Consider the following 21,950-nt stretch of genomic DNA (forward strand, 5'->3'; position numbering starts at 1 on the left):
GCATGCAGTGGCGGCTGCGCGCGAGGGGCGGCTGAAGGCGTGGCGGTGCTGGAGGCGTGGCGGCGCTGGAGGGACGGGCAAGTCTGCCGCCCGCGCCGCAAGTGGCAGCCTTCGGCATCTTTCGTTGAAACAGCGCGAAAAGGCGGATTGTTGCCTCGCTTGACCAGATAAAGACCCTCGGATACTGTTTCTGCCATGGTTGACTTTTGCAACACTTCGGCTCCCCCTCTGTGGAGGCAGTGTCGGCGCGATACCCTGGTTTTTGTGGAATCCGCGACCGCAAAAGCATCTCTGTTCTGTTTTTTCGGCGTCACCTGACCGTTTGTCAGGTGGGGCTGGATGTCTCCCGCGCTCCATTAGTGGACAGCCTTTATGCTGTCCGCGAGGGCGGCTTCTTCCTTACACCTGACTCCCGGCGGCGTGGTCACGCCATCTTGTTGTGTTGTGCGGCGCATGCGCGCCACCCGTTCACGCTAACCGTAGGAGACAGTCATGAAACGTGGAATCCTCGCGGCTCTTTTGCTTTTGTGCGGCATGGGCACGGCCCTGGCCGCCGCTCCGGCAGCGCCCCTGGACGCCTTTAAGGGCCAGAAGGGCGCTATAGACATCGCGGGCGGCACTGCCCACATCCCTGTTATGAAAGAGGCCGCCAGGCAGATTATGGAGGCCAATCCCGACGTGCGCATCACCGTGGCTGGCGGCGGTTCCGGCGTGGGCGTGCAGAAGGTGGGCGAGGGCATTGTGCAGATCGGCAATACAGGCCGCGCCCTCAAGCCTGCCGAAGTGGAAAAGTACGGCCTCGTGTCCTTTCCCTTCGCCATCGACGGCGTGGCCGTGGCCGTCAATCCGGCCAACAAGGTGGCGGGGCTGACCAAGGCCCAGATCAAGGATATCTTCTCCGGCAAGATCGCCAACTGGAAGGAAGTGGGCGGCGCTGACGCCGCCATATCCCTCTATGTGCGTGAAGACGGCAGCGGCACCCGCGAGACCTTTGAAGAACGCGCTCTGGACAAGGGCGCATCCTCCGCCGGGGCCAATGTGGTCAACTCCAACGGAGCCATGAAGACCGCCATAAGCCAGGACCCCAACGCCGTCGGCTATGTGGGAATCGGCCATCTGGACAAGAGCATCAAGGGCGTGAGTGTGGACGGCATGGCCCCCAGCCAGGAAAACGCCGCTTCCGGGCAGTACACCGTTACCCGTCTGCTCTACATGAACACCAAGGGCGAACCTCAGGGCATCACCAAGGGCTTTGTGGACTACATCTTTACTCCTGCCGGGCAGGAGATTGTGTCCAAGGCCGGCTACATCCCCTATGTCAAAAAATAGGGAATCGGCTGTCCGTCAGGGCGGGGGCGCTGCGGCGCTTCCGCCTGCGGGCCTGCAGGCGGCGGACCATACCGACAGTCCGGGCCTGGCCCTGCGTCTGTCGGTATGGGTGGCGGTGCTGGCCGTGGTGCTGCTTTTTGCCATGGTCGTCATGGCAGCCCTGCCCGCCATAAGACTTCCCGGCCCCGGCGGCCCCCTTGACTGGGTCTGGCAGCCCGCGCAGGGAAGATTCGGCATCCTGCCCATGTGCGTGGGGTCTCTGGCCCTTGCCGCGGTAGCCCTGCTGCTGGGCTGGCCTCTGGCCGTGGGCCTGTGCTGCTGGCTGCTTACCGAAGAGAGCCCAGCCCTGCAGCCCCTGGTTCGCTTTGTCGAGGGGTTTGTGCGCTTCATGACCACGGTGCCCACGGTTGTGTACGGCTTTGCCGCCGTATTCTTGCTGACGCCCTTTGCCCGGGCGCTGCTGGGCGGCACGGGCATGTGTCTGGCCGCTGCGGGCGTGATGCTGGTTCTGCTGATTTTACCCACTATGACGCTGATTCTGATGGCGGGCCTGCGGCCCCGGCTTGAGCGGCTTTGCCCCTGGGGCCTGGCCATGGGCTTCAGCCGTTTTGACCTGACGCGCCTTTTTGTGCTGCCCCGGTCTGGCCGCAATCTGGCCAGCGCCGCTGTGCTGGGTTTTGGCAGGGCCGTGGGCGACACGCTCATTCCGCTCATGCTGGCGGGCAATGCCACGCACGTTCCCGGCGGTCTGGCCGAAAGCATGCGCAGCCTCACGGCGCACATGGCGCTGGTCACGGCCAATGAGGTGGGCGGGGCGGCGTACAATTCCCTTTTTGTGGCCGGGCTCATTCTGCTGGCTGTCAATACGGCGGCAAGCCTGGCCTTGCGCCGCCTTGTCAGGCAGAAAGACGCCACGGAGCAGCGGGAGGCGTCGGCATGAGGCGCGGCGTTCTTGTGCAGATCTCCATGCGCTGGCTGCTGCGCGCCTGCGCCCTGATCCCGTGTGCGGCCGTGCTTTTTTTACTGGGCTTTCTGACCGTCAAGGGCGCTCCACAGTTGGGCAGCCATCTGCTTTTTGGCGACGTGCCGTCTCTGGACGCCCTGCTGGGACGCCGTCCTGTATGGGATGGTTTGTGGCCAGCCTGTGCGGGAACCCTGTATCTTGTGGGCCTGACCATGGCGCTGGCCCTTTTTCCCGGCGTGGGCTGCGGCCTGTATCTGGCGGAATTCGCCCCGGCGCGTCAGGCCGGGCGCATCCGTCTGGCCATGGATGTGCTGGCGGGCACGCCGTCCATCGTTATGGGGCTCTTCGGCTTTACGCTCATACTTTTTCTGCGCCACTCCGTCTGGCCCGGAGCCAACACGTCCCTGCTGCTCTCGGCCTGCTGTCTGGCCCTTCTGGTGTTGCCGGTCATTGTGACCGCCACCTGTGAAGCTCTGGAGGCTGTGCCCGACAGCCTGCGCCTCACTGGGGCCGCGCTGGGCTTTACCCGGCGGCAGCTTGCCCGCCGGATTCTGCTGCCAGCCGCCGGGCCGGGCATATGGGGAGGCGTGCTGCTGGCCACGGGCAGGGCGGCCGAAGACACGGCGGTGATCATGCTTACGGGCGTTGTGGCCAATGCCGGGTTGCCCGGCGGGCTGGCGGACAAGTTTGAGGCTTTGCCTTTTTCCATTTATTACACTGCGGCGCAGTACCAGAATACGGATGAGCTGCTGCGCGGTTTTGGAGCGGCTCTGGTGCTGCTTTTGCTGTCGTCGGCCCTGCTTTTTTGCGCCCGGCGTATGGAAAAGCGCTTTCGCCAGCGCTGGCAGGGGGTAGCGTGAGTTCTGCGGTTCGCATCAATGACCTGTGCGTGCACTTCGGGCGGCAGCAGGTGCTGCACAATGTCTGCATGGAGGCCCCCAGGCAGGGCATCACCGTGCTTGCCGGGCGTTCCGGTTCGGGCAAGACCACCTTGCTGCGCGCCTTGAACCGCCTGAACGAGACCTTTTTTCACTGCCGCACGTCGGGCGTGGTGGAGCTTGACCTGGGGCGCGGGCTTGAGACCATATCTCCCGCGCCCGGCGTGAACGTGCGCCCGCTGGCGCAGCTTCGCCGTTTGGTGGGCATGGTTTTTCAGACGCCCAACGTCCTGCCCGTCAGTGTGGAGCGCAACCTCGCCCTGCCCCTTGAAGTGGTGGCGGGCCTGCCCGAAAAAGAGCGCGGCCTGAAAACCCGGGAGGCGCTCATGAGCGTGGGCCTGTGGGAGGAGGTGAAGGATCGCCTTGATATGCCTGCGGAACGGCTTTCCGGCGGGCAGCAGCAGCGCCTTTGCCTTGCGCGGGCCTTGGCTCTGGAGCCCGCCATGCTGTTGCTGGACGAGCCCACGGCATCCCTGGACGTTCATGCCACGGCGGAGATTGAAGATTTGCTGTTGCGTCTTGCCAGCCAGTATCCGTTGCTGGTGGTTTCGCACAATCCGGAGCAGGCCGTGCGCCTGGGAGAGCGACTGATCATCATGGCGGACGGCCGTGTGCGGCAGGTTTTTGAGCGCGGGCAGGTGGACGGCGAGGCCGTGGCCCGAGCCCTTGCGGACGCGGGGTAGGGCAAAGCCGCCCTGCATTGGCGCTGGCACGGTGTTCTTGCGCTGACGCAGGCGCAAGCGAGGCTTGCACGCGCTGGTCTGCGCTGGCCTGCGCTGATCTGCGCGTTTGTGCCGTTGCGGGCCGTAACGCTTCAGCCGCGTGACCCTCCCAAGTCACCCGCAAGCTCGCGAAAAAAACGCCGTGCTCCGCGCCTGCCCACCTTGCCGCAGTGGGGCGAAATCCTGTATTTCCTGATAAATTTGTCAACAATCTTGGAAATATCCTCTCACTCCCTTGACCTTGCCGCCTGAAGCACGGCATTCTCTTTTTTGAAGGAGGAAGCATGGAGCATCTGACTTTTTCGACCCTTGATCCAGCCTTCAACTTGGCGCTTGAAGAAGTTCTGTTTCAGTCCCTGCCTGCTGGCCATCCCGGCTGGTTTCTGCTTTGGCAGAATGGCCCCTCAGTCATTGTGGGCCGCCATCAATGCACAGCTGATGAAGTGAACGCAGACTTCATCCGTCGCGAAAATCTGCCTGTGGTGCGCCGCATAACCGGCGGCGGAGCCGTGTACCACGATACGGGCAACCTCAACTTTTCCTTTATTGAACATGCCAATGGCCGCGAAAAGGTGGATTTCAGGCGCTACCTGGAACCTGTGTGCGCTGCGCTGGCCGATCTTGGCGTGCAGGCCGAGATATCGGGCCGCAATGACATTGAGGCCCAAGGGCGCAAAATTTCCGGCAGCGGGCAGATGCTGCGGCGGGGCAAGGTGCTGCACCACGGCACCCTGCTTATTGACGTGAATTTTGAGCGGCTTGTAGAAGCTTTGAATGTTGATCCTGAAAAGATGCGCTCCAAGGGCGTTGCCTCGGTGCGGTCGCGGGTGGGCAATATTTCGGAATACTGGCGTCCCGGCAGTGATGTCGCGGCCTTGACGGCGGCCCTGATTCGCCGTTGCGCCGACGCTCCCGGCACGGTAGACGAGGCCCTTGTGGCCGAAGCCCAAAGGCTGGCTGATGAAAAATACCGGCAGTGGAGCTGGAACTACGGGGCCATGCCCAATTTTACCGAGCGCAAGCGGCAGCGCTTTGATTGGGGCACAGTTGAACTGCGCATTGATGTAAAAAGCGGGCACATAGCCGCCTGTAAAATATTGGGCGATTTTTTCTGCAATGCCGGAGAGGGCATTCAAGAGTTGGAGCAGCGCCTTATTGGTGTTTCACGAGAGCCGGAACACCTGGAACAAGTTTTGGAACAGGTCGATTTATCCCGCTATTTCAGTAACTGCGAACCATCTGTTATGACAAGGTTTTTTGCTCGAGCGTAAAAGGATGAACGCCAAAAGACGGGTGTGGAAAATAATTTGGTTAATACTTGAAGCATGTTATGTATGCAGAATGCGAAACCGCAATGCATATGGAATGCTGATATTTTTTTCACACTTCTTGTGTCTATCCTTTGCAAGTGGTATCCTTTGTGTATAAGTGCGTTGTTGGTTTTCTTTGGGGGCTGCGCCCAGTGCCTGGCATGACGCAGCTATTTTGTAACCACACCCAGACCAAGGAGAAAACATGTCGGATTTGCGTACTCCGCTTACTTCCTGGCATGAAGCCCAGGGCGCCAAGATGGCTCCTTTCGCCGGCTGGCTCATGCCCATCCAGTATGAAGGAATTCTTGCGGAACACCTGCATACCAGAAAGCATGCCGGTATTTTTGATATCTGCCACATGGGCGAGTTCCGCATTGAAGGGCCCGGCGCGGCTGAGGCCCTGTCGCTTGCCGTAAGCCACAATCTTGAAACTCTTGCTCCCGGAAAGTGCCGCTACGGCTTTTTGCTCAATGCCAAGGGCGGCGTGCTTGACGACGGCATCATTTATCGCTTTGGGCCGGAATCCTTCATGGCGGTGGTCAATGCCGCCTGCGCGGCCAACGATCTGGCCACCCTGCGTGCCCGCCTGCCGGAAAGCGTAAGAATTACCGATATTTCAGACGGAACTGGCAAGGTGGACCTGCAAGGCCCGGATTCGCTGGACGTGCTCGAAAAGCTCATGGGTCAGAACTTTCATGACCTTGGCTACTTCTCTTTCCGCGAATCGCAGTGGCAGGGCGTGCCCGTGCTGGTGAGCCGCACCGGCTATACCGGCGAACTGGGCTATGAGCTCTATCTGCCCGCCAACAAGACTGAGGACTTCTGGAAGGCCCTGCTGGCCGACGAGCGCGTGAAGCCCGTGGGCCTTGGCGCGCGCGACACCCTGCGCCTTGAGGCGGGCCTGCCCCTGTACGGGCATGACCTTGATGAAGAGCACAGTCCTGCCGAGGCAGGCATGGGCCGCATGATGACGAGTCAGGCGGACTATGTGGGCAAGGAAGGTGCGCAGGTCATCCGCGAGGTTCTGGTGCCCCTGAAGATCGAAGGCCGCCGCGCCGCCCGTCATGGCGATGTTGTGGCCCTGCCCGGCGGCGACGCCGTGGGCCGGGTTACCAGCGGGTCTTTTGCGCCGTCTCTCGGCTATGTCATTGCCTTTGCCTGGGTGGACGCCGCCCATGCCGATAAGGAAAACTTTGTGGTGCGCGCCTCAAGGACGGAACTGCCCGCTGTGAAAGTGGACGTTCCTTTCTACAAAGAGGGCACGGCCCGCAAAAAACTGGCCTGAAGCCCGCGTGTGGCGGCCAGCGGTCAGTAAGGCCGTGCGCCGCTTGCGGGGCTGAGTCTGTGATGGTTTGCGTGCCGCCACGGCGCGCACTTTGCTCCCAACAACTTTCAGGAGAACGCATATGGCTACCAATCCCACGAACCTGTTGTACAGCAAAAGCCACGAATGGGTGCGCATGGAGGGCGACGAGGCTGTGGTGGGCATTACCCACTTTGCCCAGGAATCCCTCGGCGACATCACCTATGTGGAACTGCCCCTGGTGGGCGACGAAGTGAGCGAGGATGGGGAGTTCGGCTCCGTTGAGTCCGTCAAGGCGGCCAGTGACCTGATTTCGCCGGTCAGCGGCGACGTTGTCGGCGTCAACACCGCTCTGGAAGACGCCCCCGAAAAATGCAACAGCGACCCCTATGGCGAGGGCTGGCTTATCAAGGTCAATGTTTCCCGCAAGCCTGAAGGCCTTATGGACGCGGCTGCATACGAAGCTTTTTGCGCCACCGAAGGGCATTAGACATATACCCTTTGAAAAGGGTTAGGTGCTCTAATGCTGCACAAAAGTGCAGCGTGCCGCAACATGGCGTAGATTCTGCCGGAAATACGATTTCCGGCAGAATGACAAATTGAAATGTGAAGCATTTCAAAGTTAATCTGATACAGAGGCTGCCGCCACGGGGAGTTTGTTTTTCGGCTGAAATCCTCGCCATCCCGCGCGATCCGCAGACGCGGCGTCAGGGTGGCAGGGGCCTGCCGCACAAGGCGCGGACTGTTGGTTCCCGCCTTGCAGGTTGGAGTTCATGCCGGAGCGGGACAAATTCCCCGGTATTGCGCTTTGAGTCTGGTTTGGATTCTGGAGCAGGGTTCCTTTGCGAATATGCATTCACAAAGGTAACGGCGCGTGACAGCGCGGATACGCCGCACCTGGCCTTCATATGGCCAGCCCCTGCTCACGCTGCCGCCAGGGCGCTTTCAACGTGAAACTGCCCTGCATGGCGGTGCTGTCTTCATCCGCAAGCCCTGTGGGCTCGGTTGGAGTTGCGTTTCGTTTTACGGGGGCGTCTGCCACGCAGATGCCTGGGCATTTCAAGGTGAAATGCCCCAAGCCAGCCCCCCAATGCCTTGGGACCGGTAACGGCGCCCGGGGTTGCGGCCCGGAATATGGCGACGCGGTTTACAGGCCCGCCAGCTCAACGTGAGCGGCGGGCGCAGCCGCCGCCTATTCCAACGGATACCCCTTACCTTCCAGGCATCCGTCACGCGTAACATGTTCAAGGAGCAGATATGCCATACATCCCCCACACACCGGAAGAGTTGCATGAAATGCTCTCCGTGGTTGGTGTGCGCGATCTGGACGGCCTTTTTGCCGATATTCCTCCGGAAATGCGCCCCAAACAGTTCAATCTGCCCAAAGGTCAGTCTGAAGCCGCCGTTTGCGCCTACTTTGAAGGCCTGGCCGCCAAAAACTGCCCGGATATAATATCCTTCCTTGGCGCGGGCTATTATGCCCACGACATCCCCAAGGCAGTGGACGCGCTTTCAGGGCGCAGCGAGTTCTACACGTCCTACACGCCCTATCAGCCCGAGTGCTCGCAGGGTACCCTTCAGGCCATTTTTGAGTTCCAGACGGCCATAAGCCGCCTCATGGGCATGGATTGCGCCAACGCCTCTGTGTACGACGGCGGCTCCGCCATTTTCGAGGCCGCCATGATGGCTGTGCGGGCCACCCGCCGCCGCGTGCTCGTGGTGGACGAGGCCGTCAACCCCATCTGGCGCGTCATGCTGGCATCCTATATTTCCAGCCTTGACCTTGAACTCAAGACCGTCAAACAGGAAAAGGGCGTGAGCCGTCTTGACGCGCTCATGGCTGCCATCGACGACACCACTGCCGCCGTCATTGTGCAGAACCCCAACTTCTTCGGCGCGGTGGCCGACTACACCCAGGTGTTCGCCAAAGCGCGCGAGCACAAGGCTTTCGGCGTCATTTCCGTGTACCCGGTCATGCAGTCGGTGCTGAAGACGCCCGGCGAAATGGGCGCGGATGTGGCCGTTGCCGAAGGGCAGAGCCTCGGCATGCCCCTTTCGTTCGGTGGCCCCTACCTTGGCATAATGACCTGCCGCAAAGAGCATATCCGCCAGTTCCCCGGCCGCATTGTGGGCCGCACAAACGATCTCGACGGCAAAACGGGCTACGTGTTGACCCTCCAGGCCCGCGAGCAGCATATCCGCAGGGCCAAGGCCACGTCCAACATCTGCTCCAACCAGGCGCTGTGCGCCTTGAGATCGCTTATCTACATGTCGCTGCTCGGCCCCTGCGGCCTCACGCGGCTGGCTGAAAACAACATGGCCCTTGCCCGGTACGCCGTGGAACGCCTCACTGCCATCAAGGGGGTTGAGCTGCTCAACGACGCCCCTTACGGCAATGAAGTGGCCCTGCGTCTGCCCATACCCGCTCAGTCGCTGGTGGACGCCCTGGCCGGACACGGCTGCGTGCCCGGGTATCCTCTTGGCCGGTACTATCCCGGTATGGAAAACGTCTTGCTGCTGGCCTGCACTGAACGCAACAGCCGTCAGCAGATCGGTATGCTGGCCGAAACCGTGGGAGGTCTGTTGTGAAAACCATATTCGCAAAATCCGTGCCCGGTCGCAGCGCCTTTTGTTTAGAATCCGACGCCCCCAAGGCTGCGGATATGCTGCCCGCAGGCTTGCTGCGCAAGGAAGAGCCCCGTTTGCCCCAATGCTCCGAACTGGACGTGGTGCGCCATTTTACCGGCCTTTCCAAGCTCAATTATTGTGTGGACGGCAATTTCTATCCTCTTGGCTCCTGCACAATGAAGTATAACCCCAAGTTCACGGAGTATGTGGCCTCGCTGCCCGGCTTTACGCGTCTGCACCCCATGCTCGCCCAACTGGGCAGCGGCGTCGGCTGCACCCAGGGCGCGCTTGAGTGCGTGTATCAGGCCGAAAACCTGCTCTGCGAACTCACCGGCATGAAGGCCTTTACCCTGCAGCCCATGGCAGGGGCCAACGGCGAATTTGTGGGCGTCAAGCTCATTGCCGCCTACCACAAGGCCAAGGGCCGTAACCGCAAAAAAATGCTCATCCCCGACGCCGCCCACGGCACCAATCCCGCTTCGGCGGCTCTGGCGGGCTTTGAGACCATCAATATAGAATCCCGCGACGGCATGGTGGACCCCGACGCCATCGTGGCCGCCATCCAGAAGCACGGCGAAGATGTGGCGGGCCTCATGATGACCTGCCCCAACACGCTGGGACTTATGGAAGTGCATCTGCCCCGCATCGTGGCGGAACTGCGCAAGATCGACGCCCTGCTGTACTACGACGGCGCCAACATGAACGCCATCATGGGCAAGATGCGCGTGGGCGACGTGGGCTTTGACGTGGTGCACCTCAACGTGCACAAGACCCTGTCCACCCCGCACGGCGGCGGCGGCCCCGGCGCCGGTCCCGTGGGCGTGGGCGAGCGCCTCATCCCCTTCCTGCCAGCCCCGCGCGTGCGCAAGGGGCCGGACGGCATGTACAGCCTTGATTACAATGTGCCGCAGTCCATCGGCTATATGGGGCCCTTCTACGGCAGCTTCGGCATACTGATACGCGCGCTTGCCTACATGATGCGCCTCGGAGCCGAAGGGCTCACCAGGGCTTCGGAATACGCGGTGCTCAATGCCAACTACCTGAAAAAGCGTCTGGAAAAAGTCCTGGATATTCCCTATGCCGCACGGCTGTGCGCCCACGAGTTCGTGGCCTCCGCGCCTCAGGGAACCCGCGCCCTGGATATAGCCAAAGCCCTGCTGGACCGTGGTTTCCACGCGCCCACCATCTACTTCCCGCTGATCGTGCATGAGTGCATCATGGCCGAACCTACGGAAACGGAAAGCAAGGAAACGCTGGACTCCTTTGTGCAAGCCCTGGAAGACATCATGCTCGTGGCCAAGAGCGATCCGCAAGCCCTGCTGGACGCTCCCGTGACCCTGCCCGCACGCCGTATGGACGAAACGGCGGCGGCCCGAAACATGATTCTTACGGAAGACATGGCCTAAGGTTTTCTTTTTGTGACCTTTATGGGGGAGGGACCTTTTTCAAAAGGGTCCCTCCCCATGCCCCCACCCCCTGGACAGTGTCGTCACGAGCGCCTTTCCTGGTATTTCTGCGTCGAACTTCGCCTTTTATTCCGGTCGAGTACCAGCAGAGTGCATTCCCCGCATAAAAGGCTTGTTCTCCGTGATATAACAGGAAATTCATCTCATGACGAAACTGTCTGAAACTTTTACTTTTGTTTCAGTTTTTGCAGAGAGCCTCCTGATCTGAAACAGGGTTTCCAGAGGCGAGGCTTTTGAGAGCACTTCAAAGAGCCAGATGCAGATAGAGGGGGCCGCGCAAAGCGCGGCCCCCTCTATCTGTCGGTTCATTGTATTGTTGTGCTGCCGGGTATCGTGCCCGGCGAGGCGCGGCTGTTATTTATCCACGCCGCAGCACTTCTTGTACTTTTTGCCGCTGCCGCAAGGGCAGGGATCGTTGCGGCCTATGCGGGGCGCGGCCTTGGCCGGAGTGTTGGAGGCTTCTGCATCGCCGCCGCCGGAGTAGGACAGGCTACTGGCCCGCTCCTTATGGCGGAATTCACGCGCAAGCGGCTGGCCTTGGGGCTCGACCTCTTCGGGGGCCACCTCAATGGCGTCCACAACGGGTTCGGCGGGGGCCACGCGGATTCTGGTCAGGGCGCGGAACACGCTTTCGCGAATCTGGAAGAGCATGGACTGGAACAGTTCAAAGCCTTCACGCTTGTATTCCAGCTTGGGGTCGCGCTGGCCGTAGCCGCGCAGGCCGATGCCGTCACGCAGGGCGTCCATGTTGCGCAAATGTTCCTTCCAGCTGCGGTCAAGCTCTTCAAGCATGAAGTAGCGCTGGATGTCGCGGTAGCTGTCGCCGGTTTCGGCCCTGAGACTGCCAAGAATCTTGTGCACCAGGGGGCCGCACTCTTCCCTTTCGGGCAGGCGGGCGTTTTCAGGCAGCACGCGGTCAAGGTTGAACACGTCGCGCAGGCGGGCAAAGGCCGCCTGACGGAGGCCGTCCTGATCGTCCACGGGCACGTTTTCAATGGAGCCGTACACGTCGTCCAGCACGTCGTTCATGAACTCGTCCATGACCGGGTCAAGGTCTTCTTCCACCATGAGTTCACGGCGCAACGCGTAGATGACTTCGCGCTGCTGGTTCATGACGTTGTCATAATCCAGCAGGGTTTTACGAATTTCAAAGTGATGCGCTTCAACGCGTTTTTGCGCGCCTTCAACCGCACGGGTGACCATGGCGTTTTCAATGGCTTCGCCATCACGCAGGCCCAGTTTTTCCATAAGGCCCTTGATGCGGTCAGAGCCGAAAAGGCGCATGAGGTCGTCCTCAAGCGACAGGTAAAAACGGGATGAGCCGGGGTCGCCCTGACGGCCGGAACGGCCGCGCAACTGGTTGTCGATGCGGCGGCTTTCGTGCCGTTCAGTGCCGAGAATGTGCAGACCGCCGAGATCCACCACGCCTTCGCCCAGCACGATGTCCGTGCCGCGTCCGGCCATGTTGGTGGCGATGGTGACCTTGCCTGCCTGACCGGCCTGAGCGACGATTTCGGCTTCTTTTTCATGCTGCTTGGCGTTGAGCACGTTGTGGGGAATGCCCAGCTTGCTCAGGCGGTGCGAAAGCATTTCGGACGTTTCAATGGAAATGGTGCCCACAAGCACGGGCTGCCCTTTTTTGTGCAGATCGGTGATGGCTTCCACAATGGCGTCGAACTTTTCCTGACGGCTGCGGTAGATGAGGTCGGGGTAGTCCTTACGCACCATGGGCCGGTTGGGCGGAATGGAGATAACCTCCAGATTGTAGATCTGGTGGAATTCCACGGCTTCGGTGTCGGCCGTGCCCGTCATGCCCGAAAGTTTTTCGTACAGGCGAAAGTAGTTCTGGAAGGTGATGGAGGCCAGCGTCTGGTTTTCGGCGGCGATGGTCACGCCTTCCTTGGCTTCCAGAGCCTGGTGCAGGCCGTCGGAATAGCGGCGGCCCGCCATGAGGCGGCCCGTAAATTCGTCAACAATGACAACCTGATCTTCCTGCACGATATAGTCCACATCGCGCTTGAAAATCTGGTGCGCCTTGAGCGACTGCATGACGTGGTGCTGCGCCGTGATATTGGCGGGGTCGAAGAGGTTGTCGAGCTTGAGCATCTCTTCGCAGTAGGCCACGCCCTCGTCGGTAAGCATGGCGGTGCGGCCTTTTTCGTCAATGGTGTAATGCTCGGGGCGGAGTTTGCGGACGATTTCGTCCACAGTGCGGTAAAAGCCCACGGATTCGTCGGAAGCGCCGGAAATGATGAGGGGCGTTCTGGCTTCGTCAATGAGGATGGAGTCCACTTCGTCCACAATGGCGTAATTGTGGCCGCGCTGCACCAGCTGGTGGCCGTAGAACTTCATGTTGTCGCGCAGGTAGTCGAAGCCGAACTCGTTGTTGGTGCCGTAGGTAATGTCGGCGGCGTACTGCTGTTTGCGCTCCTCATCGTCAAGACCGTGAACGATGACGCCCGTGGTCAGACCCAAAAAGCTGTACAACTGGCCCATCCAGGCCGAGTCGCGCTTGGCCAGGTAGTCGTTGACCGTGACCACGTGCACGCCCTTGCCAGACAGCGCGTTGAGCACCACCGGCAGGGTGGCCACGAGGGTTTTACCTTCACCTGTCTTCATTTCGGCGATTTTGCCCTTGTGCAGCACCATGCCGCCTATGAGCTGCACGTCGTAGTGACGCATGCCCAGCACGCGGCGCGAGGCCTCGCGCACCAGGGCGAACACTTCGGGAAGGAGGGCGTCCAGGGTCTGGCCTTCTTGCTGAACGGCATTTTTGTACTGGAGGATACGGGCGGCGAAGTCCTCGTCCGCCAGTTCCTGCGTCTGTGGTTCCAAGGCATTGATACGCTGCACTAGGGGGCGCAGACGGCGCAAATAACGTTCGTTCTTGCTGCCGAATATTTTTTTGAAAAGAAAGCCGAACATGAAGTCTCCTCTGTTGGGCACGGGCAAGCCGCCTTTGGCCCGGATGCTCGCGCCTTTACGGCGCGTCGGCGCAAGCTCAGGGCCCACGGTCCTGAGCAGCCTGGGGGGCTGGCGGCATCTCCTTAAAATAAGACATAAATGCCGGGTTGGCAATGCGGGCGGGCGCGGCCTTCGCCGGAAAAGGTGAAATTCGGAGCCGCAGCGCCGTGGCGGCGGGACGGTGAAGCTCGCTGCTTGCGGGTGTTGCCGAAGCTCTTTTGCGCGGGTTCACCGGCTGCCGTCAGGCAAGAAGAAAAACCGCCGCAGGACTTATTCTCGCCACAGGACTTATTCTTCTGTTATCGCTGCCGATACAATACAAAGAGCGCCGCTCGTAAAATCATCTTTTAGGCGTTGGACGGTGCCGCGGCGGGTTGCGGTCAGTCTTTCAGTCAATTCGGGCGGCCAGTTTGGACGGTCAGTTTGGGCGCTCAGTCTTGCAGATGTTCCTGCTTTATGACGGCTTCGGCCTTGATTCTGTCCAGCAGTTCTGCAAAGACGGCCTTGACGTTTTCACGTATGTCGCCGGCCACAACAAGAAAGAGCACGTCGTCGCCGGGTTTGAGCAGGCCCTCCTCGGCATCGGCCACAATGGCGAAAATGCCGGGGCGTTGCTCCATTTCGGCCACAATGGCGGCCATCTTTTCACGGTCGGGCCTGATGTCTACTGAAGTGACCGTGGCGTGGTCGCCGCGTGACCATCCCCGTACCACGCCGTTGTGAACGAGCACCATGCCCACGTGGTCGGTGAAGCCGGGGCGGGCTTTGAGTTCCTGAAGAGTTTTGTTAATATCCATAGGGAACCGCCTTGGTTTGATCCACATCCGATTGTGGCGCTGGGCAGTATATACCAGGCCCGTGCCTTCATAAAGGATTTTGTTCATGGCCCAGCTATCGCAGTTATTGTCCCGTCTTCCTGAGACCCAAGACATGAGCATGAGCACCATGGGCCATGTTCTGTGGGTCTGCTGGCATGGCAAACTGGCCCCTGCCGTCGGGCAGACGCTGCTCAACTATGGCGGCATGCTGGTGGGCGAGGAAGAAGAGCAGGCCCTGTGGTTCTTTTTTACCGATGATGTCTTTCTGGCATTGGCCCGGCTTATGGTCTGGGGCAATTTCAACGAACTGCCGGTAAGCATAGAGCTTTTTCCCGGGCGCTTGCAGTTTGGCCGCAAGCGTGACGTGAGCCTGTTGCTGGACGGCGCCCTGCAGTCGCAGGAAATGCTTGTGCGCGACGGCCTTGAAGTATGGGTGCATCCCAAGAGTCGCGAAGGCAAAAAGAACCTTCCCGGTATTGATTTTGAGCGCAGTTCTGGCCGCCAGGGCATGAGCCCGGTAGACTGGGCCACCATGCTGGTGGACGTGCGCATGCCCTATGCCTCCACCCAGGCATGGTTCGCCATCCTGCACCCCCTGGGCAGCCCTTTGGACAAAGCCTACCAGAGCGGCTGGAGCGCCATGTTCAAAAAGATCGAAGGGCTGTTGCAGCGGCTCAAGATAAAGTCCATCGTCAGCGGCTCCTTTGTGATGCTGGCCATGGACAATCTGCTCATGCTGCGCACCTTTCTGCGCGACTATCTGCACAGCTGCGATAAGGAAAACGGCGAAGGCGGGGCGTGCTGGCCCTGCGTCTGCGTGGTTGCCGACCGCAACAATCTCAATTTCAACAGCGACCTGCCCAAGAAGATCGGCCTGCAGTGGGACAACCTCATGCCGGACTTCCCCTACCTGAGCTATCGCAACGCCTATCTGCTGGGCGAGGGCTTTACGGTTCGCGACCTGCGGTATACCGGCGAGCAGATGAGCATGGACAGCTGGTGCAACGTGCTGCTGGACGAAAACAGCCTCAGCGAGCGTTCCATCCCCCTGCTCATGCCCGCCCAGCTGACAGCGGGCGACGCGGCGGAAACCGGGTGTTTTTATTGCGGCATCCACAGCCACACGGCGGCCCAGTGCCCCACACGCCAGATCCCGCCCAGCGGGCAGGACTTGTGGGACAAGGTGGCGAATCTGGACCTGGACGCCATCAATGAGGGCTTCCGCCGTATCGAACAGGTGCTTACCGAGCAGCATATGGCTGGCTATGACGTGGTGCTGGCGGAAGGCGGCGACGCGGCGCTTGTGCTGCAGGGCGTGCTGGACATCAACGGCATGTGCCAGTTGCGCAATGTGCCCCGGTACTGGCTGTACCGCATGCGCGACCCCGAACCGGGCGAGACGCCCCCCGCCCGTGACGACAGCCCCGCCTGGGACATGCTGAACAAGCTTGTGGCCGCCTCGCCCGAAGGGCTGGCGGACATTGACAAAAAGACAAGCCTGAGCATCGCGCGGCACCCGCGCGATTGGCGCTTGCGGATGGTTCTGGGCTTCTGCCATGTGCAGCGGCAGGATTTCCCCCGTGCCGCCGCAGCCTTTGGCGAAGCGGCCATGCTCGCCCCATCGCCCATGCTTCAGGCCTGGAACGAATTTTTACAGGCAAGGCTTGAGGAAGAGCAGGGGCATTATGGCGCGGCCATTGAGCAATACGCCCAGGTATGGCGCGTCATGCCCCAGTGGCGCGAAGTCCGCTACCGTGAAATGGCCTGCAAGGTCAAAATGGGCTTTGCCGAAGCGGTGCAGGATATGCTGATAAAGCTTATCCGCGAAGACCCCACCTACTTCAACCGCGTGCTGGTGGACCCTGCCCTGGAGCGGGGGCGTCTGCTCATTCTTTCTTCCCTGTACGATTTGTGGGCCGAGGCCAAGAAAAAGGCCGAGGCGGACGGCGGGGCCATCAATGCCCTGCATGCCCGGCTTGACGACTGGTTTCCGCCGGAGCATCTCGTGCAGCTGCAGCTTGGGGCAAAGGTGCGGCAACTGGAAAAACTCGGCAATACCACCAACTATATTGCCTATCTCAAGGTTGTGGAAGAACTGCCGGCTCTGGAAAAAGAGCTTGAGGCCTGCATCAGTCACGAAGTGGAAGATTTACGCAATAAGTATAAATATTATCTTGATATTATTCAAGAAATTCGTGACGAAGCTTCATGGTTCCCCTTTCCCGCAGCCCTGCGTCAGTTCAGCCGCGACTTCAATGAAAGCGCGGGCATCATCAACCGCGCCTTTTCCTGCAACTTCAAGGAAGCGGAATCATTCAAGCGCACGCAGGGCGATACGCCGCGCCTGGCAGAGCTGCTGCGCAACCTGCGCAAGCGCCTGCAATTCTTGCGCATGGTGCGTGACGGTACGCTTTTCGGCCTCACCATGGGCAAAACATTTTTGTGGCTGGAGCTCCTCGGGCTGCTGATCTGCTTTATTGGCGTGCCCGTTGTGGTCTTTTGGGGCGACAGCCTGCGCCTGGGCTGGTTGCGTGAAATCCTTGGCGACGACCAGTGGTCCATACAAAAGGTGCTTATTCTCATCGTGTCCGTTGTGGCCCTTGGCATTGCGGCCCTGCGTTCCACCCTTGTTTTTGACAGCAAGCGCGAAAAGCTGTTGGAACAGGCACGACAGCAGCGCGAACAGGCACAGCAGGAGCGGCTCGAACGTGTCCGCAAGCAGCGCCGCGCGGAAGAGGAAAAAGCCCGAAAGTCGCGTGAGGCCATGGCCGTCCGTGAGGCGCAACGCAAGTATAAGGAAAAGAGTGGGTAATGCTTTGTGAGGGCGAGAATGCTTTGTGGGGGAGGGACCCTTTTGCAAAAGGGTTATACTGCCCCCCACGCCCCACCCCCTAAAACTCTTGGTGTGATGTACTGTCGCTCAGCGAGTTTTTGATCTGCAGGGCTGAGGCAGCCCTTTCAGGCAGCATACCATTTCAAAACGCGCCTGCTCCAGTGACAGAAACCGGATCGGATGCAAAAGTTCAAACGCCCGCCAACTGCAATGAAATGCAGAGATTGGCGGGCTTTTGCGTGCAGAATGCCTGTACGCAGTCCAAGGTGCTGCCGCAAACGGCGCTTGCGCCTTCACCATGAGCGGCTGTTCACGCGGTTATCGAGCAACTCCAGCGTAAAAAATGCGTTGAAAACCAGCGCGCCCCGGCGTCAAACGGCGTTACGTCAGCCAGATAAAGCCGCCCATGGTGAGCACGGACAGTATGGTGCTCCAGAACAGGGTTGAAGCCATTTCCTGTTGCCCGGTTCCATATTCCACAGCAAAGATGACGGCGATGGAGGCCGTGGGGATGGCCAGCGTTACGGCAACCAGCCCGCGTTCTGCACCCGGAACCGCCAGCCAGATCATGGCCAGAAGTATCATGCCCGGCAGCACGATGTTTTTGGCAATGACGTTGACAACCACGGGCAATGACACGCTCACCCTTTGCGCATAAAGCACCGCTCCCACCGCAAACAGGGCCACGCCGCCGGTTGCCTGCCCCAGCAGCAGAAAGGAGCCCTTGAGAACCCTGGGCATGTCCAGCCCCAGCAGCAACAGCACGAAAGCAAGCACCGGCGCCCATACGACAGGTTGCCGCACCGCACTGACGATGCTTGCAGCCACAATGCGCACGACGCTCTTTTTCTGCCCGCCTCTGGCGCTCTGCGCTGCACCCACAAGAAAGACAAGGGCCAGGGGAACCAGAACAAGGTTCAGAAGAATACTGCCTGCGGCTATGGAAAGATCGGCCTCCACCGGAAACAGCAGGCCCAGTACCGGGGTGCCCACAAAGGGCACGGCGGGCCCGGCAATGGCCAGGCCGCGCAGAGCCGCCAGCCTGACGTCCGACCCGCATACAAAACGGGAAATCAGGAATGCCAGTATAAAGCCGCCAGCCATTCCTACAGCCAGCCACAAAAAGACCTGGACGTTTTTCAGCACTTCAGCGAGGGGCGTGCCCAGTATGCCCGCGAAAAGAAGCATGGGCAAAGCATAGCCCATAACCATGCGGTTGAGCACAGAAGCCTGATCCTGGGTGAAGTCATGCCGCCACCCGGCCAAAAGGCCCAGCAGCAGGGTGACCACAATGGGGAGCAGAGCCGTGATGATTGTTTCAAGCATAGAGGATTCCTTTATTGCCGTGTGGTCTGTCGCTCACGATGCGGGCGCGTCTGACGGGAATGGCATGGCCGCTCACATGCGCCACGGATGTCAGCCGCTTTTGTTGACAGAAAAACCCGAACGCCACGGGCGCGGTACCGCACTGTTACGGATCGTGCGCAGGCTTGCGGCTGCTGGCGGATGAACAAACGCTGCCCGGTCTTTTATGGGGCCGGGCAGCGTTTGTTGCTAAAGCAAGGAAGGAATGGCGGGAATGATGGGCACTTCAAGCAGGGTCGGGCCAGAACGTTTGAAAGCCTGAGCGCAGGCCTTGCGCACGCCTTCTGCGGTTTCGACGCGCAGGGCTTCGCAGCCGTAGCCCCTGGCAAGGGAGACGATGTCAAGGCCGGGCAGGTCAAGACCGGGGACGCCAGCGGTTTCTTCAAGGGCGGCAAAGGATTTCAGGATGGCGTATGCGCCGTTCTTGGGTATGACAAAGAGAATGGGCAGTTCCTGCTGTGCCGCCGTCCAGAGCCCCTGAACAGAATATTGCATGGAGCCGTCGCCGATAATGGACAGAACCGGGCGGTTTCGACCACTGTCGCGCTCAGCCAGGGCAAAGCCCACGCTGGCGGGCAGGGTCCAGCCAAGACTGCCGCTGGCAAAGGTATAGAAGGTGTCGGGCAGCTTCACAGGCCAGGCCGCGTGCAGTTCGCCGAGGTTGGAGGGCGATTCTTCCACCAGAACAGTCTCGGCAGGGGTGGCTTCACGTAGAGTTTTAAAAAGTTCAAGCGCTGTCAGCATGTTGCATTGGCAAGGTTCGGGCGCGGCTGGGTGCGGGGCCATGCGTTGGGCCTGCTTTTTGACCTTGGGAACAGTGGAGCGCGCTTTGACGCGGGCTTCCAATGCTTCCAGCGCCAGCACGGCGTCGCAGAGCATGCTGTCGCCCACCGGGGCGCGTCCGGTTTCTTCCGGGTCGTCAGAAATGTGCAGCAGTTGCAGTTTTTCAGGAATATAGGGGCCTGCCACATAGGGATAGTAGCGAAAAACCGGCGCGCCGATGACAATGGCCACATCATGCCCTTCAAGTTTTTTGGCCAGCGGGCCTATGGCAAAGGGCAGGCCTCCGGCATAAAGGGGGTGGTCTTCGGGGAAGGGGGGTCGCTCCGAGGCGGGAGCCGCCCAAACGGGGGCGTTGAGCTTTTCGGCAAGGGCAATGGCCTGCTTCCAGCCATTGCCCCTGGCAATGGCAGCGCCATAAATAAGCGCGGGGTTTTTAGCTTTTGAGAGCAGGTCGGCAAATCTGGCTATGCGTTCGGGATCAGGTCCGATGCGGGTCGCCACGCACCGCGCCACAGGCTCGCCGATGGCGGGTTTGTCCCAGTCGTCAAGCGGGATGGACAGAAAAACAGGCCCGGCCGGGGGCTGCAATGCCATGGCATACGCCCGCATGATCGCTGCTGGCACATCTTCCGCACGCACCGGTTCGTAACTCCACTTGACCCAGGGTTTGGGCAGTTCCGCTGGCTGCACATTGGTCAGCCACGGTTCCAGAAGGAGCATCTCGCGGGTCTGGTTGCCTGCCGTGATGATCAGAGGCGTCTGGTTCATCCTGGCTGAAAGAATGTTGCTCATGGCATTGCACAGCCCGGCCGAGGTGTGCACATTCACCAGCGCCGGTCTGCGGGTGGCCTGGGCGTAGCCGTCGGCGGCCCCAACGGCAGAAGACTCGTGAAGTGCATGTATGTAGCGAAAGTCTTTGGGAAAATCCTTAAGAAAGGTTTCTTCGGTGGAACCGGGATTGCCAAAAATGGTGGTAAGGCCCAGTTGGCGTAAAAGCTTGAAGGTTGCCTCTCGGATGGTCATAGCCATAAGTATCTCCGCAATTGACGGTTAACGTTACTATTACTCTTAATTGGGTAGCATAGCCGGAGTCGCCGAGCAACAGAGCCTGTGCCCTGCTGGTATGCGTTACACAAAGAGGCGGGCTTGGCCGAATGCTGGGGCCGCTGGGAAAGCGAATTTTGTGGATATGTGCTTTCAATAATTGAAATTTATTGAGCATTTGGCATAGCGAAAAGGCTGCGCGTGCGCTGCCAGCCGCTCTTGCGTTCACCGCCAGCCGCGTGACGTGTAGGGGAGCGGCCCGAGATGTTTTTGCCATGTGGGCGTTGCCGTAATGCGCCCTTTGGTTACGCGCAGAAGCGGAATGCGTTGCCATGATGGCGCGAGGCCTCCGGGAAAGCGGCTGCGGATTCATCCACGGCCGTGCCCATGCAGCGTGTTTGCGGTCTGCGCGTGGCGGCATAGAAGTTTCACCCGTGCGCGGGGCTTGGCAAAGCATCAGGCTTTGTGAGCAGTGAGACAGCGTAAAAAGACAGCACGCGTTACAGTTCAGTCCGTTCCCAGCAGGTCCTGTGGCGTGGCAAGGTTTGTGAGCGTGCCGACAGCTGCCGCCAAGACGCGCTGCCTGTTTCGGAAAAAGCGGGTGCAGGCGTGATTGGGGCTTGAAAATAGAAGGACGCTGTGAGCAGGCTTCATCTGATCATCCGCGAGAAACCTTTAACGCCTGAAATGCTCGCTTACGGCAGGCAAAGCCCGCCTACTCGTATTTTGAGGCAAGGGTTTTGCTAAAATCCTTGCAGAGCAGCCAGCTCGTTTTATCCGTAAGCTGCTCTAACGTACTCTTTTAATAGTAAATATTCATTTGAATTTATTAACGTTTTCAGCAGGTTGAGGCTTTTTTGAGTCCACACGTCTTGCCAATATTTTCAAGAATGATTATTATTAAAACAAGACCAATGAGGAGGACGCCATGTCGCAACTTAAGGACTTTGCACTTTACGATATAGACTGGAATCTGACCCCGGAGCATGCGGTAACCATGTATCTTGAATGGGGCAATAACGACTGGCATTCGGAGTATCCTCCGGTTCGCTCCAAGGACGATGTGGCCCACTATTTTGTTGTGGACAGCTGGCAGAGTCCCCCGATGGTGCGGCTGGTTCGGCGCAACTCCGAAAGGGCAGACGATCTTATCAGCCTGCCCCTGCCCAAGAATCTTATGGATGATTTTCGCAAGGAGCATGGCGACTGGCGAGGCATCAGCGCGCCGACCCCTGAAGTGAAGTCCTGGCTCAAGCATGAGCTTGAGCAGGATTAGTCCCTCCGGGCGCAGCAATCTTGCGCTCTCGCAGCATATCTGGCCGCAACAGCCCATAGAGGCTGCGCGGCTTGGGCAAACGTACATGTACTGAAGTGAAACGCGTGAGGGGCCGCATTGCGGCCCCTTTTCAGTTTTGGCCCGGTAATTCCATTGAGAAATTGCCGGGCTTTTTGATTGATGCGCGTAGCGGGCGTTTGCTGC

The 21,950-nt window shown here is 59.9% G+C and carries 15 protein-coding genes; 11 read left to right on the forward strand and 4 right to left on the reverse strand.

Annotated features, from left to right (window positions below):
• Positions 1–492 precede the first annotated feature (492 nt).
• The 9 genes from BCS36_RS06260 (at position 493) to gcvPB (ending at position 10,603) form a co-directional block, all read left to right on the forward strand.
• Positions 493–1,329, forward strand: coding sequence for a phosphate ABC transporter substrate-binding protein (locus tag BCS36_RS06260; protein WP_291302047.1), 837 nt, complete (start codon positions 493–495; stop codon positions 1,327–1,329).
• Positions 1,316–2,269, forward strand: coding sequence for a PstC family ABC transporter permease (locus BCS36_RS06265; protein WP_291302048.1), 954 nt, complete (start codon positions 1,316–1,318; stop codon positions 2,267–2,269). The genes BCS36_RS06260 and BCS36_RS06265 overlap by 14 nt, the downstream gene beginning before the upstream one ends.
• Entirely contained in the window at positions 2,266–3,153 is an 888-nt protein-coding gene (locus BCS36_RS06270; protein ID WP_291302049.1) for a PstA family ABC transporter permease, read from the forward strand. Before BCS36_RS06265 ends, BCS36_RS06270 begins: the two co-directional genes overlap by 4 nt.
• On the forward strand, positions 3,150–3,914 hold the full coding sequence (locus BCS36_RS06275) for a phosphate ABC transporter ATP-binding protein (RefSeq protein WP_291302050.1): 765 nt from the start codon (positions 3,150–3,152) through the stop codon (positions 3,912–3,914). Before BCS36_RS06270 ends, BCS36_RS06275 begins: the two co-directional genes overlap by 4 nt.
• A 323-nt stretch (positions 3,915–4,237) precedes the next feature.
• The gene (locus BCS36_RS06280; RefSeq protein ID WP_291302051.1) at positions 4,238–5,224 is read left to right on the forward strand and encodes a lipoate--protein ligase; all 987 of its coding nucleotides are present in this window, start codon (positions 4,238–4,240) and stop codon (positions 5,222–5,224) included.
• A 244-nt stretch (positions 5,225–5,468) separates the two neighbouring features.
• Positions 5,469–6,551 (forward strand): glycine cleavage system aminomethyltransferase GcvT, encoded by a 1,083-nt coding sequence (gcvT, locus tag BCS36_RS06285; RefSeq protein ID WP_291302052.1) that lies wholly within the window; start codon positions 5,469–5,471, stop codon positions 6,549–6,551.
• 121 nt (positions 6,552–6,672) lie between these two features.
• On the forward strand, positions 6,673–7,059 hold the full coding sequence (gene gcvH, locus BCS36_RS06290; protein WP_291302053.1) for a glycine cleavage system protein GcvH: 387 nt from the start codon (positions 6,673–6,675) through the stop codon (positions 7,057–7,059).
• A 767-nt stretch (positions 7,060–7,826) separates the two neighbouring features.
• A complete protein-coding gene (gene gcvPA, locus BCS36_RS06295; protein ID WP_291302054.1) occupies positions 7,827–9,158 on the forward strand; it encodes an aminomethyl-transferring glycine dehydrogenase subunit GcvPA in 1,332 nt (443 codons plus the stop codon).
• Positions 9,155–10,603, forward strand: coding sequence for an aminomethyl-transferring glycine dehydrogenase subunit GcvPB (gcvPB, locus tag BCS36_RS06300; RefSeq protein ID WP_291302055.1), 1,449 nt, complete (start codon positions 9,155–9,157; stop codon positions 10,601–10,603). Before gcvPA ends, gcvPB begins: the two co-directional genes overlap by 4 nt.
• A gap of 414 nt (positions 10,604–11,017) precedes the next feature.
• Here the strand turns inward: gcvPB and secA are convergent, their stop codons facing one another.
• Positions 11,018–13,588: a preprotein translocase subunit SecA gene (gene secA, locus BCS36_RS06305; protein ID WP_291302056.1), complete on the reverse strand. Its 2,571-nt coding sequence runs from the start codon at positions 13,586–13,588 to the stop codon at positions 11,018–11,020.
• Between the two features lie 470 nt (positions 13,589–14,058).
• Complete coding sequence (locus BCS36_RS06310) at positions 14,059–14,424, reverse strand: molybdenum cofactor biosynthesis protein MoaE (RefSeq protein ID WP_291302057.1); 366 nt, start codon at positions 14,422–14,424, stop codon at positions 14,059–14,061.
• Positions 14,425–14,557: 133 nt separating this feature from the next.
• Here BCS36_RS06310 and BCS36_RS06315 point away from each other — a divergent pair, with 133 nt between their 5' ends.
• Positions 14,558–17,257 carry a hypothetical protein gene (locus BCS36_RS06315; RefSeq protein ID WP_291302058.1) on the forward strand — a complete coding sequence of 900 codons (2,700 nt, stop codon included), beginning with the start codon at positions 14,558–14,560 and terminating at the stop codon, positions 17,255–17,257.
• Positions 17,258–17,659: 402 nt separating this feature from the next.
• Here BCS36_RS06315 and BCS36_RS06320 read toward each other — a convergent pair whose 3' ends face one another.
• Positions 17,660–18,604, reverse strand: coding sequence for an AEC family transporter (locus BCS36_RS06320; RefSeq protein WP_291302059.1), 945 nt, complete (start codon positions 18,602–18,604; stop codon positions 17,660–17,662).
• A 228-nt stretch (positions 18,605–18,832) separates the two neighbouring features.
• Positions 18,833–20,455, reverse strand: a complete 1,623-nt coding sequence (mdlC, locus tag BCS36_RS06325) for a benzoylformate decarboxylase (protein ID WP_291302060.1) — start codon at positions 20,453–20,455, stop codon at positions 18,833–18,835.
• A gap of 943 nt (positions 20,456–21,398) precedes the next feature.
• Between mdlC and BCS36_RS06330 the strand changes: the two genes are divergently transcribed.
• The gene (locus tag BCS36_RS06330; RefSeq protein ID WP_291302061.1) at positions 21,399–21,746 is read left to right on the forward strand and encodes a DVU0772 family protein; all 348 of its coding nucleotides are present in this window, start codon (positions 21,399–21,401) and stop codon (positions 21,744–21,746) included.
• Positions 21,747–21,950: the final 204 nt, after the last annotated feature.

The sequence above is a fragment of the Desulfovibrio sp. MES5 genome, assembly GCF_002237645.1.
GTDB lineage: Bacteria > Desulfobacterota > Desulfovibrionia > Desulfovibrionales > Desulfovibrionaceae > Desulfovibrio.